21 protein-coding genes and 1 pseudogene are annotated in these 20,478 nt (G+C 40.0%); 15 read left to right on the top strand and 7 right to left on the bottom strand.

What is annotated here, in order from left to right; genetic code table 11:
- Positions 1–7: 7 nt before the first annotated feature.
- Positions 8–448, bottom strand: coding sequence for a cell wall hydrolase (locus V7201_RS15260; protein WP_335377605.1), 441 nt, complete (start codon positions 446–448; stop codon positions 8–10).
- A gap of 184 nt (positions 449–632) precedes the next feature.
- Positions 633–1,517, bottom strand: a complete 885-nt coding sequence (locus V7201_RS15255) for a MerR family transcriptional regulator (protein ID WP_335377604.1) — start codon at positions 1,515–1,517, stop codon at positions 633–635.
- Between the two features lie 171 nt (positions 1,518–1,688).
- On the opposite strand from V7201_RS15255, the gene V7201_RS15250 reads away from it, so the two are divergent.
- The gene (locus V7201_RS15250) at positions 1,689–1,886 is read left to right on the top strand and encodes a DUF378 domain-containing protein (RefSeq protein ID WP_335377603.1); all 198 of its coding nucleotides are present in this window, start codon (positions 1,689–1,691) and stop codon (positions 1,884–1,886) included.
- A 691-nt stretch (positions 1,887–2,577) separates the two neighbouring features.
- Positions 2,578–3,264 (top strand): type 1 glutamine amidotransferase domain-containing protein, encoded by a 687-nt coding sequence (locus V7201_RS15245; RefSeq protein WP_335377602.1) that lies wholly within the window; start codon positions 2,578–2,580, stop codon positions 3,262–3,264.
- 116 nt (positions 3,265–3,380) lie between these two features.
- On the opposite strand, the gene V7201_RS15240 is transcribed toward V7201_RS15245, so the two are convergent.
- Together V7201_RS15240 and V7201_RS15235 are read right to left on the bottom strand one after the other, a co-directional pair.
- Positions 3,381–3,938, bottom strand: coding sequence for an MEDS domain-containing protein (locus V7201_RS15240; protein ID WP_335377601.1), 558 nt, complete (start codon positions 3,936–3,938; stop codon positions 3,381–3,383).
- 332 nt (positions 3,939–4,270) lie between these two features.
- The gene (locus V7201_RS15235; protein WP_335377600.1) at positions 4,271–4,396 is read right to left on the bottom strand and encodes a hypothetical protein; all 126 of its coding nucleotides are present in this window, start codon (positions 4,394–4,396) and stop codon (positions 4,271–4,273) included.
- Positions 4,397–4,697: 301 nt separating this feature from the next.
- On the opposite strand from V7201_RS15235, the pseudogene V7201_RS23245 reads away from it, so the two are divergent.
- The 3 genes and pseudogenes from V7201_RS23245 (at position 4,698) to V7201_RS15215 (ending at position 6,880) form a co-directional block, all read left to right on the top strand.
- Positions 4,698–5,356 (top strand): annotated as a pseudogene (locus V7201_RS23245) (DUF421 domain-containing protein).
- Positions 5,357–5,505: 149 nt separating this feature from the next.
- A complete protein-coding gene (locus tag V7201_RS15220; RefSeq protein ID WP_335377597.1) occupies positions 5,506–6,018 on the top strand; it encodes a DUF3189 family protein in 513 nt (170 codons plus the stop codon).
- A gap of 325 nt (positions 6,019–6,343) precedes the next feature.
- Positions 6,344–6,880, top strand: coding sequence for a YhcN/YlaJ family sporulation lipoprotein (locus V7201_RS15215; RefSeq protein ID WP_335377596.1), 537 nt, complete (start codon positions 6,344–6,346; stop codon positions 6,878–6,880).
- A 112-nt stretch (positions 6,881–6,992) separates the two neighbouring features.
- Here V7201_RS15215 and V7201_RS15210 read toward each other — a convergent pair whose 3' ends face one another.
- Positions 6,993–7,538: a hypothetical protein gene (locus V7201_RS15210; protein WP_335377595.1), complete on the bottom strand. Its 546-nt coding sequence runs from the start codon at positions 7,536–7,538 to the stop codon at positions 6,993–6,995.
- A gap of 453 nt (positions 7,539–7,991) precedes the next feature.
- Between V7201_RS15210 and V7201_RS15205 the strand changes: the two genes are divergently transcribed.
- The 7 genes from V7201_RS15205 (at position 7,992) to V7201_RS15175 (ending at position 15,524) form a co-directional block, all read left to right on the top strand.
- Positions 7,992–8,882: a nitrilase-related carbon-nitrogen hydrolase gene (locus tag V7201_RS15205; RefSeq protein ID WP_335377594.1), complete on the top strand. Its 891-nt coding sequence runs from the start codon at positions 7,992–7,994 to the stop codon at positions 8,880–8,882.
- An 82-nt stretch (positions 8,883–8,964) separates the two neighbouring features.
- A complete protein-coding gene (locus tag V7201_RS15200; protein ID WP_335377593.1) occupies positions 8,965–10,326 on the top strand; it encodes an NAD(P)-dependent oxidoreductase in 1,362 nt (453 codons plus the stop codon).
- A 21-nt stretch (positions 10,327–10,347) separates the two neighbouring features.
- Positions 10,348–11,634 carry an NAD-dependent dihydropyrimidine dehydrogenase subunit PreA gene (gene preA, locus V7201_RS15195; protein WP_335377592.1) on the top strand — a complete coding sequence of 429 codons (1,287 nt, stop codon included), beginning with the start codon at positions 10,348–10,350 and terminating at the stop codon, positions 11,632–11,634.
- 113 nt (positions 11,635–11,747) lie between these two features.
- Positions 11,748–13,166 carry a dihydropyrimidinase gene (hydA, locus tag V7201_RS15190; protein WP_335377591.1) on the top strand — a complete coding sequence of 473 codons (1,419 nt, stop codon included), beginning with the start codon at positions 11,748–11,750 and terminating at the stop codon, positions 13,164–13,166.
- A gap of 392 nt (positions 13,167–13,558) precedes the next feature.
- Positions 13,559–15,034, top strand: coding sequence for an NCS1 family transporter (locus V7201_RS15185; protein ID WP_335377590.1), 1,476 nt, complete (start codon positions 13,559–13,561; stop codon positions 15,032–15,034).
- A 22-nt stretch (positions 15,035–15,056) separates the two neighbouring features.
- On the top strand, positions 15,057–15,272 hold the full coding sequence (locus V7201_RS15180) for a hypothetical protein (RefSeq protein WP_335377589.1): 216 nt from the start codon (positions 15,057–15,059) through the stop codon (positions 15,270–15,272).
- 21 nt (positions 15,273–15,293) lie between these two features.
- On the top strand, positions 15,294–15,524 hold the full coding sequence (locus V7201_RS15175) for a hypothetical protein (protein ID WP_335377588.1): 231 nt from the start codon (positions 15,294–15,296) through the stop codon (positions 15,522–15,524).
- Between the two features lie 133 nt (positions 15,525–15,657).
- On the opposite strand, the gene V7201_RS15170 is transcribed toward V7201_RS15175, so the two are convergent.
- Together V7201_RS15170 and V7201_RS23240 are read right to left on the bottom strand one after the other, a co-directional pair.
- Entirely contained in the window at positions 15,658–16,152 is a 495-nt protein-coding gene (locus tag V7201_RS15170) for a hypothetical protein (protein ID WP_335377587.1), read from the bottom strand.
- Positions 16,149–16,421 carry a CBO0543 family protein gene (locus V7201_RS23240; RefSeq protein WP_438825060.1) on the bottom strand — a complete coding sequence of 91 codons (273 nt, stop codon included), beginning with the start codon at positions 16,419–16,421 and terminating at the stop codon, positions 16,149–16,151. Before V7201_RS23240 ends, V7201_RS15170 begins: the two co-directional genes overlap by 4 nt.
- A 556-nt stretch (positions 16,422–16,977) precedes the next feature.
- Here V7201_RS23240 and V7201_RS15165 point away from each other — a divergent pair.
- From V7201_RS15165 to V7201_RS15155, 3 genes are all read left to right on the top strand, one after another.
- Complete coding sequence (locus V7201_RS15165) at positions 16,978–17,256, top strand: stage V sporulation protein S (protein ID WP_335377586.1); 279 nt, start codon at positions 16,978–16,980, stop codon at positions 17,254–17,256.
- Between the two features lie 300 nt (positions 17,257–17,556).
- Positions 17,557–18,420 carry an aminoglycoside phosphotransferase family protein gene (locus tag V7201_RS15160; RefSeq protein WP_335377585.1) on the top strand — a complete coding sequence of 288 codons (864 nt, stop codon included), beginning with the start codon at positions 17,557–17,559 and terminating at the stop codon, positions 18,418–18,420.
- Positions 18,421–18,709: 289 nt separating this feature from the next.
- On the top strand, positions 18,710–20,329 hold the full coding sequence (locus tag V7201_RS15155) for a PucR family transcriptional regulator (RefSeq protein ID WP_335377584.1): 1,620 nt from the start codon (positions 18,710–18,712) through the stop codon (positions 20,327–20,329).
- The last annotated feature ends 149 nt before the right edge of the window (positions 20,330–20,478 follow it).

The following is a 20,478-nucleotide window of genomic DNA, read 5'->3' as shown; positions in this document are numbered from 1 at the left end:
TTTGCTTCTACCCCATATATACCCCATCACATGTATTCGCTTTTGGTTCATAAAAGCAATGTTGTTTAAATTGGCCTGCAAATGGTTGGCCGAACCATGTAGGCGGGCATGGAGCATAGGGATTGAAATACCAAAGGGAATACTTGGAAGGATGTTCTCTCCAATAGTCGAGGATTTGTTTTGCTAATCTTTTTTCTACACTTCTTGCTCTGTTGTAAAATACATTCCCCTTTTGTACTGCTTCAAAAGAATAATTCCCACCTTGAATTTGAAAAATTACTTGAGGTATTGTCCTTAAATCTTTGAAATCTAAACAATTAGCTTTTAATCTGTTTACTACAACATTGCCAACCATCATCATCCCGAGTCGACCTTCGCCTTCAGCTTCTGCCCTAATCATCCTAGCCACTAAAGCAACATCACTATCGACATATTTCACTCTTGGCACTTTAATCACCTCTACAAGAATTGTATTAACCGATGACTGGAAAAATGTTAACGGGATTGGAACAGAGAGAAAGAAGCGTGGGGACGTACCTTATAAAGAAGGAAAAACAGTTTAAAAAGGCGGAAGCAAAGAGAGGGACAATGGAATTTCGATTATTACATAAAAAAGAGGCCTGACAACCTGGTCAGGCCTTTTTTCCGTGCATGAATGAGTCATACCATTCATCCCAATCAAATCCGAGCGAGTAGGAAACGGATTTTGAATCAAGCTTTGAACATTTCTGAATACAGCTGCCACCAACAATGAATTTAAGAGCTGGATTCGTTTCGAGACATGACTGAATCCACCTTTCCACCTTTTTGACAGGGGCAGGGTTTGTCATGGAAATCGCCACCACGGAAATATTCTTCATTTTAATTAAATCGGTTAATCCTTCAAGAGGGGTATTAGGACCTAAATAGATGACTTCGTTTCCCTTTTTCTTTAAAAATAGGCTGAATATCATCAACCCAATTTGGTGATGCTCGCCTTCTGGACAAAATGCCATAACTTTCGGGAGCGCCGGGTTCACCGGGAGAATCCTCATGAACTGGGTGCAGCGGTTAATGATGAACTGTGAAGAGAAGTGCTCTTGAGCTACACTGATGGAGCCATTCTCCCATTCATCCCCAACCTTATACAAAACCTTAACTAATATTTGTTGAAACACCTCTTCATAATCATACAAAGAAAAAGTGAGGTCAGCGATCTGGTTCGCTTCATGGGTATCAAGGTTAATTAGTGCACGGTAAAGCTTTTCTTTTAGCTCTTCGTATTTATTACCTTCAGGGGAAAGTGCGACAGGAGATGGAGCCTCTTCCTTCAAGAGACGGACGGCATCACTGATTTTCATATTCTTTTCGTGTACTTGTGTCTTGATCCACTTAAGGGTTTGTACATCTTTCTCATTATATAAACGGTGTCCGCCCTCGGTCCGTGTAGGAGTTACAACGTTGTATCGATTTTCCCAGGCTCTGATTGTGACCGCAGGGATATCCAATTGTTCCGAAACTTGCTTAATGCTATACAAAATTAACACCTCCACTCCTCATTATAGATAAGTTATACAAAAATTACACATGTAAAATCCTATGATATAAGGATTTAAATCAAATAATAATAAATATTTGCTTATTTTGTATAGGTTTTGTATAATAAATTCGAAAGGTTATACAAAAAATATACAATGGGTGGTGTCATAATGAAAACTTTGAATGTGGTATCATTAGTATTGCTTATTGTCGGCGGTTTAAATTGGCTTTTGGTCGGCTTATTTGAATGGGATCTAGTCGGTGGACTCTTCGGAGGCATGGACAGCCCGATCGCAAAAGTGGTCTATATCCTCGTAGGTCTAGCAGCAATCTACAGCCTAACACTCTTATCGAAAGTAAATAAATAATTACGAAAAAAGCGTACAGACATTGATCTGTACGCTTTTTTTGTGAAGCATGGGGACGTATCTTGTGCTTCAGTTTACTAAGAGTATAACTTAACTGGATTTCTTTATGTTTGTACATACACCCAATTGATAAAGCCCAAAGAACTTTGACGTGATGCGAATGCGACATATCCGCTATTTGATAATAGCGGACCTCAAGAAGGAAATAAAGAAGCGTACCAAGAATAATATAGCATTGATAATGACTTGTTGTTTAGGAATGACGAAGAAAAAAACAAGGGGAAAAACAATGAAAAAATCCATAACAATAGTATGCTGGATAATCATATTGATTTGTTTTTTTATACAGCAATTTTTCGGGGAAAATATAATTTCATTTATTGCGATTGTTATAGGATTTTTCAGTTTTGCTACATATGCAATAGCTGTTTTAATAAAAGGGGAAGATAAAATGAATTGAATGCACTGGACGAGATCAGATGCTACCTTTTTTATGTGGCCTGTCCATGATCCTCAGTGAATTGTTAACTTGCCATTAATCCAAATAATATTAAAATGTCCTCACAATCTTAATGTAATATTTATTTGACCAAGCTTTTCAAACAGGAAATCATTGAAAAATGACCTTATGTGTAAATCGTATGGATAAAGGGAAGATAAACACAGTGCAGAAAAAGAGGAGGTTATTTTAATGGCAAAAGTTTTAGCAGTACTATCAAGTGGACATAAAGATGAGAAAAATAATTATGAAACAGGCTGGTGGGGAGAAGAATTATTTGCTCCGATGATGCTTTTAGAAAAGGCAGGACACCAGGTTGATTTAGCCTCTCCGCTTGGAGGGAAGCCAGTGATTGATCAGATGAGTATTAGTGAGGATTATGATCCGAATGGTACTTATAAGAAGCTTTATGAATCTGGAAAAGCCGATGACACAATAAAGCTTGCAGACGTGAATCCAGCTGATTTTGATGTCGTTCTTGTTGTTGGCGGCCATGGTGCGATGTACGACCTGGCAAAGGATGAGAATTTGCATCAGATTATGAATCGCATTTATGACCAGGGCGGGATTGTAGCAGCGGAATGCCATGGACCAGCGCCATTGGTTTTTGCGAAGCGTCCAAATGGTGAGAGTTTTGTTGCAAGTAAAAAGGTGACCGGTTATCCTGATGTCATGGAGCCTGCAGGGCTACTGGATATCCTGCCATTCAGCCTTGAGCAGGAGTTGCGAAAAATAAGCAATTATGAAACTGGAGACCTTGAAAAAACGGGACATGCGGTATGGGCGAATGATCAAATCGTCACTAGCCGTGACCCGTTCTCCTCTGAGTTGATGGGGGAAGAGTTAGTAAAAGCATTGGAAAAAAGGAAAAATGAATAGGATTTTGATCGAGCACCTGAATAGGGTGCTTTTTTTAATATTGATCTAGAAGATGATAGGAAAGTGAAAGTCAAAAATGCCAGGAGGGAATAACCACCTGGTATTTTTGAGAAATCCTATTTCTCATATAAAGATGATAAAGAGAAATCATCATCCGACATAATATATTTGTGATCTTGTTCAAGTGCATCATTCAAGCTTGAAGATAAACTGGCTGAAGAATATGCGCAAACGGAAACCATTCGTTCCTGTATAACAAAATTATTTGCCAGGACTTCAATGTTCGTAATTAACTGGGCATTGGATTCAGTGGACACCCATTCTACGTGAGCCCAGGTCCGAATTGATGAATTACTATTATTATAACAGGGTAGATCCTTTTCGAAATGCTCAAGAATGGTTTGTGTGTTAAAGTCACCATTTGAAATGTAATAATCATAATTGTTCACTAAGTGGATTGAGGATTGCTGTTCAACAGTAAATAGCGAATTCATTATTGCACTAATCTTGGGGAGGTTTCTCATGCTCTCAAGAATTAGGATTTGCTCGTTTCGATCTAATCCCGTATTTATAAAAGAAACCAAATGATCTAAATAAGCCTCTCCATCCTGGAATCGATAGAAGACATGACCTTCAGTTACATTTGTGAAATTTGATTGTAATAGGGTTTCCATGAAAACACCTCCATACAAATTTTGATTGTGCTACCTGAATTTGGTATCGGTCTTAAGCCTAACATGCATACAGAAGTAAGTATATGGGAATATAAGGATAGAAGCATGGGGACGTTTCTACTGCTTCCTTTTTCCATGATAGAATTTTTAGGGGATTACCAGCTTTCACACCTTAACCGACTGCTCTGAATAAGAACAAAGAGTTCGTATTGTTAATGGAAAGCTATTTTCTTAATGAGAAATAACTTTTTCCTAAAGTTATAAGTCCATTTAATTAAACATGAATAAGGCAGGAACCAGTTTCCTGCCAATACAAACTTCACTTGGTGTAGTTACTTCCTTTTTTGAGCCTTCATTTTATTCGCTTCAAGTTCTGCCGCATATTCTTCCTGTGATTTGCCTTGCTTAAAACTCTCAGATTGAATTTTCCTGAACTTATTATCATTTTGATTAGGCATTTAGACACCTCCTTTTGAACATAGATATTTTGTACAAAGTTATGAGTAATATTCGGGGACGTATCTAATGCTTCCTTTTTCTTATTATCGTCTTTCGGTGAATTTCCAGCTTTCAACCCTTGATATAAATTCTATTATTATGAATGGGAATTTTACACAGAAAGGAAATATAGAAGCATCCTGGAAAATGGTACATATCGTTAAGTAGAATCTTTAGTGCTTTTTCTACTTTTTTGCTTGTTGGAAGATTTGGATATTAGTGTGGGATTTGGAGAAGATACATGTAACTCTGTTTAAACGAATGGTGGTTATTTTTAACATGGTATGGGATCATATTTGGAAGGCGATTCTGATTATCCTTGAGGGAACAGTACTTTTAAAAATGGCTGGCCGGAAAACAATTTCACAAATGACATTGGCTGAAACTGTTTTAAAGATTGCAATTGGGACTTTACTTATTCAACCTGTAGTGGGAAAAAATATTTGGATAACCTTTTTGGTTGCTAATGTTCTTGTAGGAACACTTTTAGTCATTGAATTTTTACAAATGAAATCGGATAGTTTTGAAAAAATTCTTACAGGCAAAGCACTTGTTGTAATTGATAACTGGAATTTGAATCAAAAAAACCTGAAGAAACTTAGATTAACGGTGGATCAACTGGAAACGAAACTAAGACAAAATAGTGTATCTAAATTAGTGACGTAAAATGGGCAACCCTTGAACCAAATGGCCAATTAGGTTTTGAGTTGCGAAACGATGCTCAACCGGTTACGAAAAAGGAATTTGAAGATTTTAAACAAACCATTGTTAATTTAATCCCAAGTAATTCACAACTTACTCATATAAACGAAATATTAAACTTGATAAACAAAAAGTACCAAGTCGAAAGTCAAGAGGGCATTTTCGAAGAAGTAAAGAATAATGAACATAAAATCCCCGTACCAAAGCATTTACAATAATCGATTAAGACCCATTGTTGATATCCTCTTCTGCTATCGATGCAGATGTATGGAAGGCACGATAAGAACTTAAAATAAATTAAATTTAATATAAATAAATTAAAAATCAAATAAAGGCCTATAGTAAAAATTTGACAGGAGTGGGAAATTTGATTTTCATCTATCATGACTTTGGTGGAACACATACCACATCTTTAGCAGCTGCCTACCATCTTAAGATTATACATGATCCAAACAAAATTCCTGGTAAAGATGAGATATTGGCACTGCCCTACTTCAATAAGTTAAATAAAGAAGATGCAGGAAGATTTATTTTGCATGGTGAAGATGAGGAAGGCAATCCAGTATACACTCTGGGCAGACGATCTTCAAAGTTGGCCATTAAAGCTCTTCACCATTTTTGCGAATTATTAATAAGCCGTAATCAAACTGGAGAAAAAATTATACTCTCCAATACTTCTCCTGCTGTTCCGCTTGCTATGACACTAGGAGGGTTTTTCTCAAGGGAGTTAGGAATTGATGTTATAGGAGTCCCGCTCCTAATAAAGGGTGCTCAACAATGTAGCAAGCATATTCTTCAGCTAGTGGATGAAACAAAAAGAATTGCGAGGGAATCAAACCATGAAATCGTTAAGATTGATAATAAGAAATACCAAGCATAAAAAGTAAAAACCACCCTGGGAAAAGGTGGCTTGAAATTGGACATATTTTTGTTATGGTTCATTGTATGCAATTGTGTCCCAACAGGTTACTACTACCAAAAGATTTCAGAATCTGGAAGGGGGCATGTAACTAAATATGAGACCAATACACGGATTGTTTAAAATAGTGAATGGTGCATTCCATCCCTGAAAGGAGGAATGCACTTTTTTGTTTTATTCTTCTTATTACTCAACAGTAGGATGAAGTGAATTTTTTTGTTTGTGTACATAAAAACAGATGATTTGGCAATTCTATACTTGAATTTAACCTAAGGAGGAAACAAACATGAAGTTTATTAAACGATTATCACTTGCCTTATTCACCATCGCTTTAATCACTGGGTGTAACATGAACAATGGTGCTAGAGAAGATGTCAGGGATAATGATAATGATAATGCAAAGGTCCAAAATTATAACAACAGAGGCGCAAGAATTCTTAATGATAACCTAAATGACAATAATGATAATCTAAATGACAATAATAATACACAAATGAGAGTTCACGACGAAGTTAAAAACAAAATTGAAGACTTAAATGAAGTAAAAAGGGCACATGTAATTATTACAGATAGCACTGCTTATGTAGGAGTTGTTTTAAACGATACCCAAACAAATAATATTAGTAAAGATATTGAAGATAAAATTTCTGATGTGGTAAAATCCACAGATAAAAGTATCGACAATGTTTATGTTTCAAGTAACCCTGATTTCGTTGGCAACATGAGGGATTATTCTAATCAGATTCAAAATGGCCAACCAATACGTGGTTTGTACGATGATTTTAAGAACATGGTTCAAAGAGTTTTCCCAACAGCTAGATGAGATCTTTAATGGGGACGTACCTTATGCTTCTGTTTATTAAGAGGATTTCTTAACGTTTTAAAGTGCTGAACAATGACATCAAAAGAAGCAAAGGATACGTCCCTTTGCTTCTTTAATTTCTCAATTCTTCTGATAATCCTCCATCATCTAAGTATTTAATACTTGCGATTTTGCCATCTTTGCTGAATTTAGCTCTGCCTGATACTTCAGCCGACTCTTGATTACTTCCTTCTTTACCGTATAGGACTACCACTTTGTAAGTGTATGTGCCTTCTGTGGATTCAATACTTTTAACACTGACTGTATCGACCTTTATTTGCTTACCGTTATTGTGTGCCATCAGGAGATAATCATAAGCATGTGCTACAATAAAACGGTTATACATATCTTCCGTAAAATAAGACTTATAACGTTTTTCATAATATTGTTCAAGTTTTGGTATATTATCCAATCCCTCAATGAATTCTTCATTTGGTCCTGTGAATTGATGCTCCAAGACAGTTTTTATCGCTGTGATGTTTTTATCTTGTGGTGTAGATTTTACGGATGAAGAGCAGCCACCCATAAATAAAATAATTCCTAATAAAAGCAGTGAAATTGATATGCGTGAAATGTTAAACACACCATTTATGAAACGATTTTTATTAATTTTAAACACCCCCATAATCCTAATACGGACAAAACGTAAAAAAGTTCCGAGTAATTTGAATATAAGCATAGGGACGAATCTTATGCTTCTGTTTTAGTAAGAACATCAAACATTGTGTGTTTCTAAAAAAATTCGATAAAAGGAAAAAGGTGCATCCTTTTTGTTTCTCCTATTGATGAGAAGCACAAGAAACGTCCCCATGCTTCCACGTCCCTGTGCTTCCCATTTACATAGTGAACAGTACATGCTGTACATTTTTTAACATTTTGTATAGTGCAATGGTATTTGGGAAAATGTAAAATGGATATAAGTTTCTAATTATTCAGAAAACATCTGAAAGGGGAATAATAGAGTACATACGGTTTAATCACCTGAGAAAAATGTCGTTTAAACAGGAATCTTGTAAGCGCTTACAAATTACGACATATACTTTAATTTTTAATAAAAGAGGGGGAATTGAACATGTCGGATACAGTGAAAATTGGTCTTATCCAGGCTTCTAATGATGTTGATGGCAATGAGCCGGTTGAGGTTCATAAGCAGAAGGCAATCGAGAAGCATATCAAGCTTGTAAGGGAAGCGAAGGATAAAGGGGCGCAAATTATCTGCCTACAGGAGATTTTCTATGGTCCATATTTCTGCTCCGAACAGAACTCGAAATGGTATGACGCGGCAGAAGAAATTCCGAACGGCCCGACGACAAAGCTTTTTCAGGATCTTGCCAAGGAACTGGGCGTGGTCATCGTTTTACCTATTTATGAAAGAGAAGGGATTGCCACCTACTATAATACTGCTGCCGTAATTGATGCGGATGGATCGTATCTAGGAAAATATCGGAAGCAGCATATCCCGCATGTTGGTGTAGGCGACCAGGGCTGCGGCTTCTGGGAAAAATACTATTTCAAGCCGGGCAATTTAGGCTATCCGGTATTTGACACGGCTTTTGCCAAGGTAGGGGTTTACATTTGCTATGACCGCCATTTCCCTGAGGGTGCTAGATTACTAGGCTTGAAAGGTGCGGAAGTCGTTCTGAATCCGTCTGCCACAGTCGCCGGTTTGTCTGAATACCTGTGGAAACTGGAGCAGCCAGCACACGCAGTGGCGAATGGCTATTATGTCGGCGCGATCAACCGGGTTGGCATGGAAGGTCCATGGAATATGGGTGAATTTTATGGCCAATCGTATCTGGTTGACCCAAGAGGTAACTTTGTCGCGATGGGCAGCCGAGACAAGGATGAAGTGATCATCGGTGAAATGAATAAGAAATTGATTAGGGAAGTCCGTGATACCTGGCAGTTCTATCGCGACCGCAGGCCGGAAACGTACGAGGAAATGACGGCACTTTTACCATAACAATCATGACTGCAGAGGGACTTTACAGAAGAAGGACGTAAAGCCCTCTTTCTGTCGATTTTCTAAAAAGGGGGTTGTTTCATTGACGACGAAAATTTCGTATGAGGACTTGCAGGTGAATTTTCAGGAAGTGCATCCAGGCTTGACGAATCAGGAAGCGGTTGAGGAATCGAATCGATGTTTGTATTGTTATGACGCTCCATGCATTCAGGCTTGTCCAACGGGAATTGATATCCCAACTTTTATCAAAAAGATTGCTTCTGGAAACCTGAAGGGGTCAGCAAAAACAATTATGACGTACAACCCGATTGGTGCAAGCTGTTCACGTGTCTGCCCGACTGAGGAGCTATGTGAAGGTGCATGTGTACTCAATCATTCGACGAAGCCGATCATGATTGGAAATTTGCAGCGATATGCCACTGACTGGGCGATTAAGAATGATCAGTTATTGTTCCAGGCTGGTGAAAAAAATGGTAAAACGGTTGCGATTATTGGCGGAGGACCTGCTGGTTTATCAGCTGCCAGGGAGCTTGCGCTGTTAGGTTATGATGTAACCATTTTTGAATCTGAAGAGAGGGCTGGCGGATTGAATACTTATGGAATCGTATCGTTCCGTTTGCCTCAAAACATTTCCTATTGGGAAGTAAAACAGGTTGAAAGCCTCGATGTGAAAATCAGGACGAATACAAGAGTTGGTGTTGATGTTTCTGTCGAGGAAATCATGGGACAGCATGACATCGTTATTTTAGCTGTAGGGATGTCAAAGGTTCCGGACCTTGGCATTGATGGAGAAGATTTGGATGGAGTGTACGATGCGATTGATTTCGTTAAGGCGACAAAGACTAAGCCGATCGACAATCAATTTTTAGGTAAAAAAGTCGTTGTCATTGGTGCTGGAAATACGGCAATTGATGGTGCAACCTGCTCTGTTCGGCTTGGTGCAGAAAACGTCAAGATTCTTTATCGCCGGACGGTAGATGAAATGACTGCTTATGATTTTGAATATGAATTTGCCAAGCAGGATGGTGTTGAATTCCGCTGGCTGACTGCTCCTGTAAGAATTATTGGGGATGAGAATGGCAAGGTCAAGGGCATTAAATGTGTGAAGATGGTGCTCGCCGAGCCGGGAGAAGATGGACGACGTCGTCCTGTTCCTTTGGAAGGGTCGGAGTTTATTTTAGAAGTCGATGCCGTCATTAAGGCGATTGGCCAATCGAGATATGTCGACCTCCTAGAACAATTTGGTTTGGAGCATGGCGGCGGAGTAGTTAAAATCGACCCGGATACGTATCAGACATCGAATAAAAAAGTCTTCGCGTGTGGAGATGTTATTTTTGGCAAAGGACAGGGAGAAGCCATGGTCGTTTCAGCAGCCCAGCAGGGTAAAGATACGGCCTACGCAATCCATCAGCTGCTGTCTCAACCAGTTCCAGAAACAGCCTAACAAACAAAGGGAGGTAAGAGTATGGCAGATTTACGTATCAATTTGGCAGGAATCAAGTCACCGAACCCGTTCTGGTTAGCTTCTGCTCCTCCAACCAACTCGGGCTACCAGGTCCAGCGTGCCTTTGAAGCTGGCTGGGGCGGGGCGGTTTGGAAGACGCTTGGGGATCCAATCCTGAATGTTTCCTCACGTTTTGCGGCGGTTAGTTTTAACGGCCAAAAAGTGGCAGGCTTCAATAATATCGAATTAATCACTGACCGACCGCTCGAGGTCAATTTAAAAGAAATCTATGAAACGAAGAAGAAGTTTCCGAATCACGCAATCATCGCTTCCCTGATGGTCGAGCCTAAGCAGGAAAAATGGCATGAGATTGTGAAGCGGGTTGAGGACGTGGGCGTCGATGGCCTTGAGCTGAACTTTGGGTGTCCGCACGGGATGGCGGAGCGCGGCATGGGAGCGGCTTCCGGCCAGGTGCCAGAACTCGTCCAAAAACAGACATATTGGGTGAAGGAAGTGGCCAAGACTCCGGTTATCGTCAAACTGACGCCGAATATCACGGATATTACGGTGACGGCTGAAGCTGCTGTCGAAGGCGGAGCAGATGCGATCAGTATGATCAACACCATTAACAGCCTGGCAGCTGTTGATATTCATACTTGGGATACGGTGCCGCATGTTGGCGGAAAGGGAGCGCACGGCGGTTATTGTGGTCCTGCTGTAAAGCCGATTGCGCTTCACATGGTTGGTGAGTGTGCGCGTAATCCACGGATTAATGTTCCGATTTCAGGCATTGGCGGGATCTCTAATTGGCAAAATGCGGTTGAGTTCATGCTGATGGGCGCAACGGGTGTCCAAGTTTGTACAGCAGCAATGCACCACGGCTTCCGAATTGTCGAGGACATGATCGAGGGCTTAAATCATTACCTTGATGAAAAAGGGATTGCTTCGGTGATGGATCTTGTCGGAAAATCTGTTCATAAATACTCAGACTGGGGTGACCTTGATCTTAATTATAAAATTGTCGCCCGTATAAATAATGATACATGCATTAATTGTAATAAGTGCCACATTGCCTGTGAGGACACCTCGCACCAGTGTATCGATATGCTGAAGGATGCGAGCGGAAACAGCTATCTGAAGGTACGAGAGGAAGATTGCGTCGGCTGTAATCTATGCTCAATTGTCTGCCCGGTTGATGGCGCAATCGACATGGTCGAGCTGAAGAGCGAGCTGCCGCCAATGACCTGGAACGAGCGCCAGGCAGCGCTTGGTGTGCTGGCTTGCGGGGTGGATCCGGTCGTGAAGTAAGGTAGGATTGTTGTGGCTGGCATAGTAAAAAGGTCATAGAAACTAGTTTCTATGACCAGAATTAGGAACCTGATCTAAAAAGGGAAGCAGCTTTTTAAAAAGGAGGAGAACACATGAAAAAGGTAATAAAAAACGGAACAATCGTGACAGCAACGGATACGTACGTGGCGGACGTGTTGATTGAAAATGGTGTGATCAGCTTAATTGGCGAGAACCTTTCAACTCAGGGAGCGGAGGTTGTCGATGCGAAGGGTTGCTACGTATTCCCAGGCGGTGTCGACCCTCATACTCATTTTGATATGCCATTTGGCGGGACGGTTACAAAGGATGATTTCGAATCGGGGACGATTGCCGCTGCATTTGGCGGTACGACGACGGTTATTGATTTTTGCTTAACGAATAAGGGTGTTCCGTTACAGGATGCGATTGATGTATGGCACGCAAAGTCGAAGGAGAAGTCGGTGATTGATTATGGCTTCCACTTGATGATTGGAGAAATCAATGATGATGTACTGAACCAGCTTCCTTCGGTCATCGATGAAGAGGGAATCACCTCATTCAAGGTGTTCATGGCTTATAAAAATGTCTTGCAGGCTGACGATGAAACCTTGTTTAAAACGTTGTTGGCAGCTAAGGACCTTGGTGCGCTTGTCATGGTTCATGCCGAAAATGGCGATGTTATTGAATACCTCACGAAGCAGGCACTGGCACAGGGTAACACGGATCCGATTTACCATGCGTTAACTAGACCTGCGGAGATAGAAGGAGAAGCAACTGAGCGTGCCGCAACGTTTACAGGGCTTGCGAACTCACAACTTTATGTTGTTCACGTGTCTTGTGCGGATGCTGCCAGAAAGATTGCCGAAGCGAGAAATAAGGGGATCGAGGTTTGGGGAGAAACGTGCCCGCAGTATTTGGTGCTCGATCAATCCTATCTTGAGAAGCCTGATTTTGAAGGTGCTAAATATGTCTGGTCACCGCCTCTGCGCGAAAAGTGGAACCAGGATGTGTTATGGAACGCGCTGAAGACTGGCCAGCTGCAAACAGTAGGCTCTGACCAATGCTCGTTTGATTTTAAAGGGCAGAAAGAACTTGGCAGAGGGGATTTTTCCAAGATTCCAAACGGAGGACCTATCGTCGAGGACCGCGTTTCGATCATGTTCTCTGAGGGAGTGCTGAAGGGAAGAATTTCGCTTAACCAATTTGTTGATGTAACGTCAACAAGAGCGGCAAAGCTGTTTGGCTTGTATCCTAAAAAAGGTACAATTGCTGTGGGAGCAGATGCTGATATTGTGATTTTTGATCCGACTGTAGAGAGAACGATTTCTGCGGAGACACACCATTTGGCAGTCGATTATAGTGCATTTGAAGGTATGAAAGTGACAGGTGAGCCGGTATCTGTGTTATCTCGTGGGGAGTTTGTCGTCCGCGATAAAACCTTCGTTGGAAAGCCGGGGGGCGGACAGTTCCTGAAGCGTGCAAAATACGGTGAAAGCAAGACTAGAAATACGAAGGAGTCACTTACTTTCTAATCTGCCAGATGGTGAAATGTGTGTGATGATCTAACCTGCCGGACAGTGAAAAAGAATTAAATTTAATAATCTGATCTGCCAGACAGTGGAATGTCTGTTAAGAATCTAATCTGTCAGTCAGAGAAAGTGATTTTAAAAAATTATTCTGCCAGACACCCTGCAATAGTTTTAAAGAATTCGAGGCAGCCATCCTGAAAAAATGAATCATTCCATCGACCACAGCGAGGGGAGTCCCCCTTGCTGCTGGTTGTGTACTGATAAGAACCTGTTATTTTCTTTGGATTTGATTTTAAAAGGAGGTGGAAACAAGAAGTCATAAAATAGTTGCTTGTGAATCATTTTTGTCTTTTAAATTCAGAAAATTATGTATATTTTACTTTGGGGGTGTCTGAATGAGTAAAAAAGGAAATTACTTAAAGTCGCCTGATTTGCTTCCGATTTCGCATGATGAAAGGAAGATTAGTCCGTTTGGTTTTTCGGTGATCTGGATTGGGATGGCCATCGTTCTTGCTGCTTTTGCTATTGGCGGAGCCGGGATACAAACGTTGCCGCTGGGATGGGTGATTGTCGCTACAATCATTGGATCGGTAGCGATCGGGATTTTCATGACAATCATTGGCGATATCGGGGTTGAACATGGACTTTCTTTTCCTGTTTATATGAGGGCCCCGTTCGGCACGATGGGAACGCATATACCATCGTTAGTCCGTGGGGTTGCAGCTTCTTGCTGGTTTGGGATTAACACTTATTTTGGAGCAACAGCTATTAATGGTATTTTAAATTTACTATATGGTTATGATAACTGGTTTATCTGTTTCGTTTTATTTGCGGTCGTACAGCTTGTAAATACAGCACTGGGAATCAAAGCGGTTGAAAGGTTTGCGGACCTGGCTGCCCCAATCATCATTATTATTTCCTGCTGGATGTACGTTTCCCTTTCTGATCAAGCAATGGCACAGGGAAGAGATATTTGGGTATGGGTGGAAAGTCCGGTTACTGGCGGAGCCGCATTTACAGCATTCATGGTTGTTGTTATGGCGAACATGGGCTTTTGGGCGACGCTTGCAGCGGATATGCCGTCGTTGTCTCGATACTTCAAAGCTCCTAAAAACGAGCGGAACTGGTTCAAGCGCAACAAAGCGCAAATTGCAGGCAGTTTGATCACAATGCCGATCGTGAATACATTCATGGTGATTATTGGTGCTGTTTCATACGTGGCAGTTTTAAATTACGACCCGATTGTTGGACTTCAGCAGGCTGCGAGTGGATTCATCTTAGGAATTCTTTTACTGATGATTGTACTGGCACAATGGTCAACGAATACATCGGCGAACGTCATTCCGGCAGCTACTATTTTTTCGAATGTCGGCGGTCCTAAGGTGCCATTCTGGGTTGGAGTAGTGATGGCCGGTGTTGTCGGCATTCTTGTCCAGCCGTGGAGTTTGTTTGGCATTATCATTCCAGCCTTGCTAGTCATTGGCGGAATTTTATCAGCAATCGTGGGAATTTTGTTCACAGATTATTACGTATTGCGTAAAAGACGCGTGAATGTCCAGGAGCTGTATGAAGAGTATGGACAATTCAGGGGAATGAACGGTTTTAACATGGCAGGGTTGATTGCATGGGTGATCGGAGGCCTTGCTGCATACTATTTCCCTTCTTATTCCTTTATCGTAGGCTTTGTCGTTGGTGCCATCATTTATTACGTTTTGGCAAAACACTGGTGGTTCGTGAAATACAAGCAGGCAGAAATTGAAGACCCAAGTGATGAAAAATATCTGGGCATCACGGTCGGGCGTGACTGGATTGTAGAAGAGGGATTGGATTCGGTCGTTGTTCCGGAAGCGACTAATCCAATCAACACATAATTTTGGAAGGAGAGTGTAATTTTTGTCTGAGTATCAGGAGTTTTTACAGGAGAGAGACCGTCTCGATTTCATGGTACAGAAAGGTTATCGAATTAAGAATGTTGTAGAGAATTTAAGCGGTGCGTTCGTGGAATTCGAAAATTCCGAGGGTGAGTATGAAACACTGCAAATTCTCACGCCGGATGCGCGAAAGTATTTTTCAGTGCTTTTATTGAAGCAGCAAAAAGCTGGTGCTTAAAAATTAGGGGAGGGTTGGACAATGGAATATTTTTTGAAGTGTAGAGACAATGTTTTTCCTTGTGAAGTGACGATTGATGATGATAATGGACGATACATGATCAAGAAAGCCGATTCCAGCGGAGAAGTGTTCAACTCTTCCGCTGAGCTGATTGAATGGATTTTCAGCAATTGGCAGAGCGAGGATTTTTTTGACCCAGACCAATTTGAAGGAATGATGAGGGAGATTCTTCGATTTACCCCCGTCCAATAAAACGGACCACGGGGACGGTTCTCTTGTTTCAATTTAAGTAAAAATTTGTAATAAACTGAAACAGAAGAACCGTCCCCATGTTTCACCCAACAGCTGATCAACCTTGCTACAGGTTGGTTGGCTGTTTTATTGTCTATTGATAGGAAACCTCCAATGACTTCCTTTTTACAAAGTGAAAAAACAAAATTAATGCAATGGCAGCAGCCGGATAAACTGGAATGGAATATTGTAACTTCCACCCGGTATAAATTAACGCATTATTCTTTACACAAATCCATTCGTAAAATAAGGCAAAGCCTGTCCAGCAGAGTATATACCAAGCTGTTTTTTTGCCGTAAAGTTCGAACTTGTCGTAAATATACAGGAAGATTAAAGAAGCACAGGGATACATAAATAAATGAAACAATGCGCCAGACAGCTCATAAGTCGGATTGTCACCAAAATAATACATGTTAAATGGAGTAGCGATTAAGAAATAGTCAATCGTAGAAACCATTGCGATATTGTAAATCCATATAAGAGTGACAATGACAGGTGAAAAGTATGTTCGAATCGGAAAAAACAGCAATAAAACAATAAATGTGGAAATGACGAAGAACCATTCATTCCAATCATATGTCACATTCATTTACTGAAACCTCCTCGATATAAAATGATTCGAAATATCTTCATGAACCCAATCAACAATATCATTCCCGCCAACCATATGGCGGGGGACCACCAAAACCGCCAATTCACGTGAATCAAAACACCTAAAAAATGATTGAACCATTCTATGCTCGTTAAGATTGCCACAAATACAAACATCAAAATGATTTTTTTAACCCAAGTATTCGTTTTCAGATAATAATCGAGAAATAAGACATGAATCAGAGGATAGAGAACCGTTCGACTCATAAAATGTGAGAATTCAAATGGTAATTTTTCAGGTATGTAAAGGGTTTTAAAGTTCATATAACAAATGGCTGAAAAGTTTTGAGCTATGTATGAAGCAAGCATCCAATATGCAATGATCTCAAGAATGTGAAGAGTTTTCTGTTTTTTGATGAAAATAAGAAAGACAGTCACGTTCATAATCAAATATATTAGAAACACCATATTTCTGAATCTCCTCTGAATAACACGTGTTTTGTCTTACTGCTCACCACTTAATTCAGTGTCTAAATAACACTGATTTGTATTGTTCCCAAATGTGTATTCTGTATGTTTTATGTGTGAAATTAATACTTAGTTTCTTTTTTTATCCTATTTCAAGTGACCTCCTCTCATTTCATAAAAAAATCCTTAAGGATAAAGTTTGCAGGAAAAAGCCAAAGAAGGTCTATTCATGAAAAGAGAATATTTATATTCATTTGTTCTGAATGGCAATAATTCGAATATGATGAAAGATACCGTACTTATATCCTTTATAGTGATCGTCTCAAGCGACTAAATAGCAGGGGGAAAAATTCATATGGATCATTTATTAAAAGTTTCATCAAATTCGAATCCTAATTCTGTTGCAGGTGCAATTGCCGGCGCATTAAGGGAGAGAGGGAGTACAGAAATTCAGGTGATTGGAGCTGGAGCTTTAAATCAAGCGATTAAGGCCATAGCGATTGCACGAGGCTTCGTGGCTCCAAGTGGTGTTAACCTGGTCTTTGTTCCTGCGTTTACCGATGTGTTAATTAATAATGAAAATAGAACTGCTATCAAACTAATTATAGGTCCAAGGAAAAACTCCAGGTTTTAAATGAGACAATTAATCAGCAGCCTAATGCTTATTGAAATCAAGTCGCAGACAATGCGGCTTTTTCTTATTGTGATGTTCACGATTGTGTAAACCGTATTGTATTTAAGGGCAACACATTAAAAGCGTTACTAAATGAGCAGGTTTCCTTCGAATTAAATAAATCTAATAACATTAAATGTGAGAAGTGTTAAAATGAAATTTATTAGAAGAAAGCTTGTTATTTGGATATTGTCAATTAGGGAAAGTTCTTCGCAAGTCAATAAGTGTCCAAGGGAGAGCAGTATAAGGAGGTTAAGTTTAATGTTAAACCGTGTCATACAACAATTTGGATTGCAGGTACAATCCATTCATAATGTTGAAGATTCCCATAGTTCAACAGTCTATAAATGTACTTTGAATAATGGTGAAAATGTGTTTTTGAAAATCCCTTATACGAAATTGAAGTGGCAGCGGGAGTTAGAAGCCTATGAAATTTTAAAAGGAAGTGTTTCCACTCCAGAATTATTGGATTTTTGGTCTGGTGATGAGGAGTGCCCTGGCGCTTTTTTTTTGTCTGAATTAAAAGGAAAACCGTTAACAAATGAGGCTTCATCAACAGTAGCGTTTCAAGTTGGGGTCCTTCATGCAAAGATGCATTCGATTCAACCTCGTGCTGACCAAGAGTTAACCGGCATACAAAATGAATTTATGAATTGGTCTACTTTTATTGAACAGCAATTTTATAGTTTTGCAGAAGATGTAAAGGAAGTTTTGGACGAACAATTATACATACAAGCCATTGGAAAATTTGAAGAAATGAAACAACTCCTTCCTCCACCTGATGGACCCAGCTTTGTACATATGGATTTTCGTCCAGGAAATCTCATTGTAGATGGTAATGAAGTTTCAGGCATGATCGATTTTGAAAGCGTACGGTTTGGTTCAACTGAAATCGATTTTACCAAACTGTATCGAGATTTTTTGCGCTTCGATCCTTCCTTGTATAAAGCCTATCAAGAAGGCTATAACAGTATCAGGCCATTAATTGATCTGGACATAGTATTGCCTTTTTATCAATTTACAGATGCCTTCAATAGTATTGGCTGGTGTAAACGTCGAGGAATTGATAAAAATGCTTTATTTCTAGAAAAAAATTTAGCGATTTTACAAAAATCGTTTCTATAAATTTTTAGGGCACTATTTGTCTGTCGGAATGAAACCATTTTGTATCTCTACACATGCAATTTTATAAATTGGGTTGTGATGAGCTTTACTTAAAGATTTAGGATGGCAGGTTATTTTAATTCAAAAGGGTATAAGGGTAGATCATCGAAATTTGATGGTCTTTTTTTTCTGTCATATTTTTTATAAGCGAGACATTTTATTAAATATTTTAAAGATACAGAAAACGACATATTCCTCAGCATAGTTTCGCTATATTAATAGAAAACTACTAATAAAAGGAGATTTTGCTTTGAATTCTTACCTCACTGTAAATGATCTTTTACAAAGAAAGCACTTTGAAAACATTGAAGTTGTTGCTGGACATGTTGGGCTTAACCGGATGGTGAAGTGGGTCCATGTTGTCGATGTGACAAAAATCAGGAATTTGCTCAATGGGAATGAACTGATTTTGTCGACTGGCCTTGCCTGGAAGGAGGACAAGGACTTATTCCTTTCCGTTGTCGAGCAATTGATCGATTCGAATGCGGCAGGGCTTTGCATTGAAATTGGTACATATACGAACTTGCTGCCATCTGAAATTATCACCCTTGCCAATGAACACAATTTCCCGATCATTCTCTTTAAGCAAGAGGTTCCATTCGTAGAAATCACACAGGATATCCATACTCTCCTAATCAATCACCAATATCAAATGATTTCAGACTTAGAAGGCTATTCACAAGCACTGAATAAGAAACTTTTAACGATTGAAGATCATAATGAAATCCTCACTTTTATCCAACAATACTTAAGAATTCAGGTTATCACCATATTTAGCAATCATGAAATACAATTCACACCTAAAGTTACCGAAAAAGAACAAGGAGAAATTTTGAACGTTATCGAAAGTCATGCCATGGGATCACCATCCCCGCTGCTGGCAAGTATTCCTATTCAGCTGCTTGGTGATAATCATGCAGAGCTGATTATCCTGTCCAGGGATCGAGCTTTAACTGATTTTGACCAGCTGATTTTGGACCGGACGGCAACTGCTCTCGCTCAGTTTTTACTCAGGAAGCATTATGTTGAGGAAAAGCGGCGGGCCGAGGAAACGGAATGGCTGATGAGCTGGCTGGAGGGCGAGTATGGAGAGGAGTCCATTCACGAATATCTAGCTTATCATTCACCGGCAATTAAGCCGAAGGGGGCGTTTGTCTGCCTGTGTAAGCTTGACCCATATGAGCAGTACTCAAATGTCGATTTAACCTATTTCAAGCTTTACTTCAGGACGGTATTTGAACAGCAAGGGTTTACACTGTTTTCGATTGAAAAAAGAGATTCCTTGATCTTTATTTTTCTGAATAAAAGAAACACGGCAACCTGGAAGCAGCGCATGAAGGAAGGAATCCAGAAGGTCTTGCAAAACGATCTCAAGGTTGGCAAGCAAAAGTCCAAGCCCGTGCTTGGAGTTGGCAAATATGTAGATGAATTAAAGAATATCCACCTCAGTTATCAAACAGCCATCGAAACGATCCGCATACAGAATCGCTGCAGCCAGCATGAGGGCAGTTATTTTTACGATGATTTACACATTTTCCGGCTCATTTCCCATTTGAACCGTCATTTGGACTTGAATGAGATTGTGCTCGAATACCTGGAGCCGGTGATTAACTATGACAAAAAGTACAATGGAAAACTGATGGAGACTTTGAAGACGTATTTGGCCTGTAATGGGTCGAAGCAGGAGACAGCGAAGCAGCTGTATGTTGTTCGGCAAACTCTTTATCACCGGATTGAGAAGCTTGAGAAGCTGCTTGGAAACGACTTTATGAACCATGAAAAGCGGCTGGCGATTGAATTTATGCTGCATTCATATGATTATTTACTTTCTTCGAAACCGGTTAGAGCGGTTGAACAGGAAACGTTGTAAAGGAATGAAAGATCGTCTCTAGGTCTCAACATTTTCACATGAAAATTCCTGTGAACCTGGGGAGGGATTGACTAAATTCTTAATTTCAATCATTCGATCGTTTTCACAAAGAGTACCAGCAGGTCTGTGGGAAAGAGCAAATTTCACTT

Origin of the sequence: Bacillus sp. JJ1122, from assembly GCF_036964885.1 — a bacterium.
Lineage (GTDB): Bacteria > Bacillota > Bacilli > Bacillales > Cytobacillaceae > Mesobacillus.
This window is presented reverse-complemented; position numbering and strand designations above follow the sequence as displayed.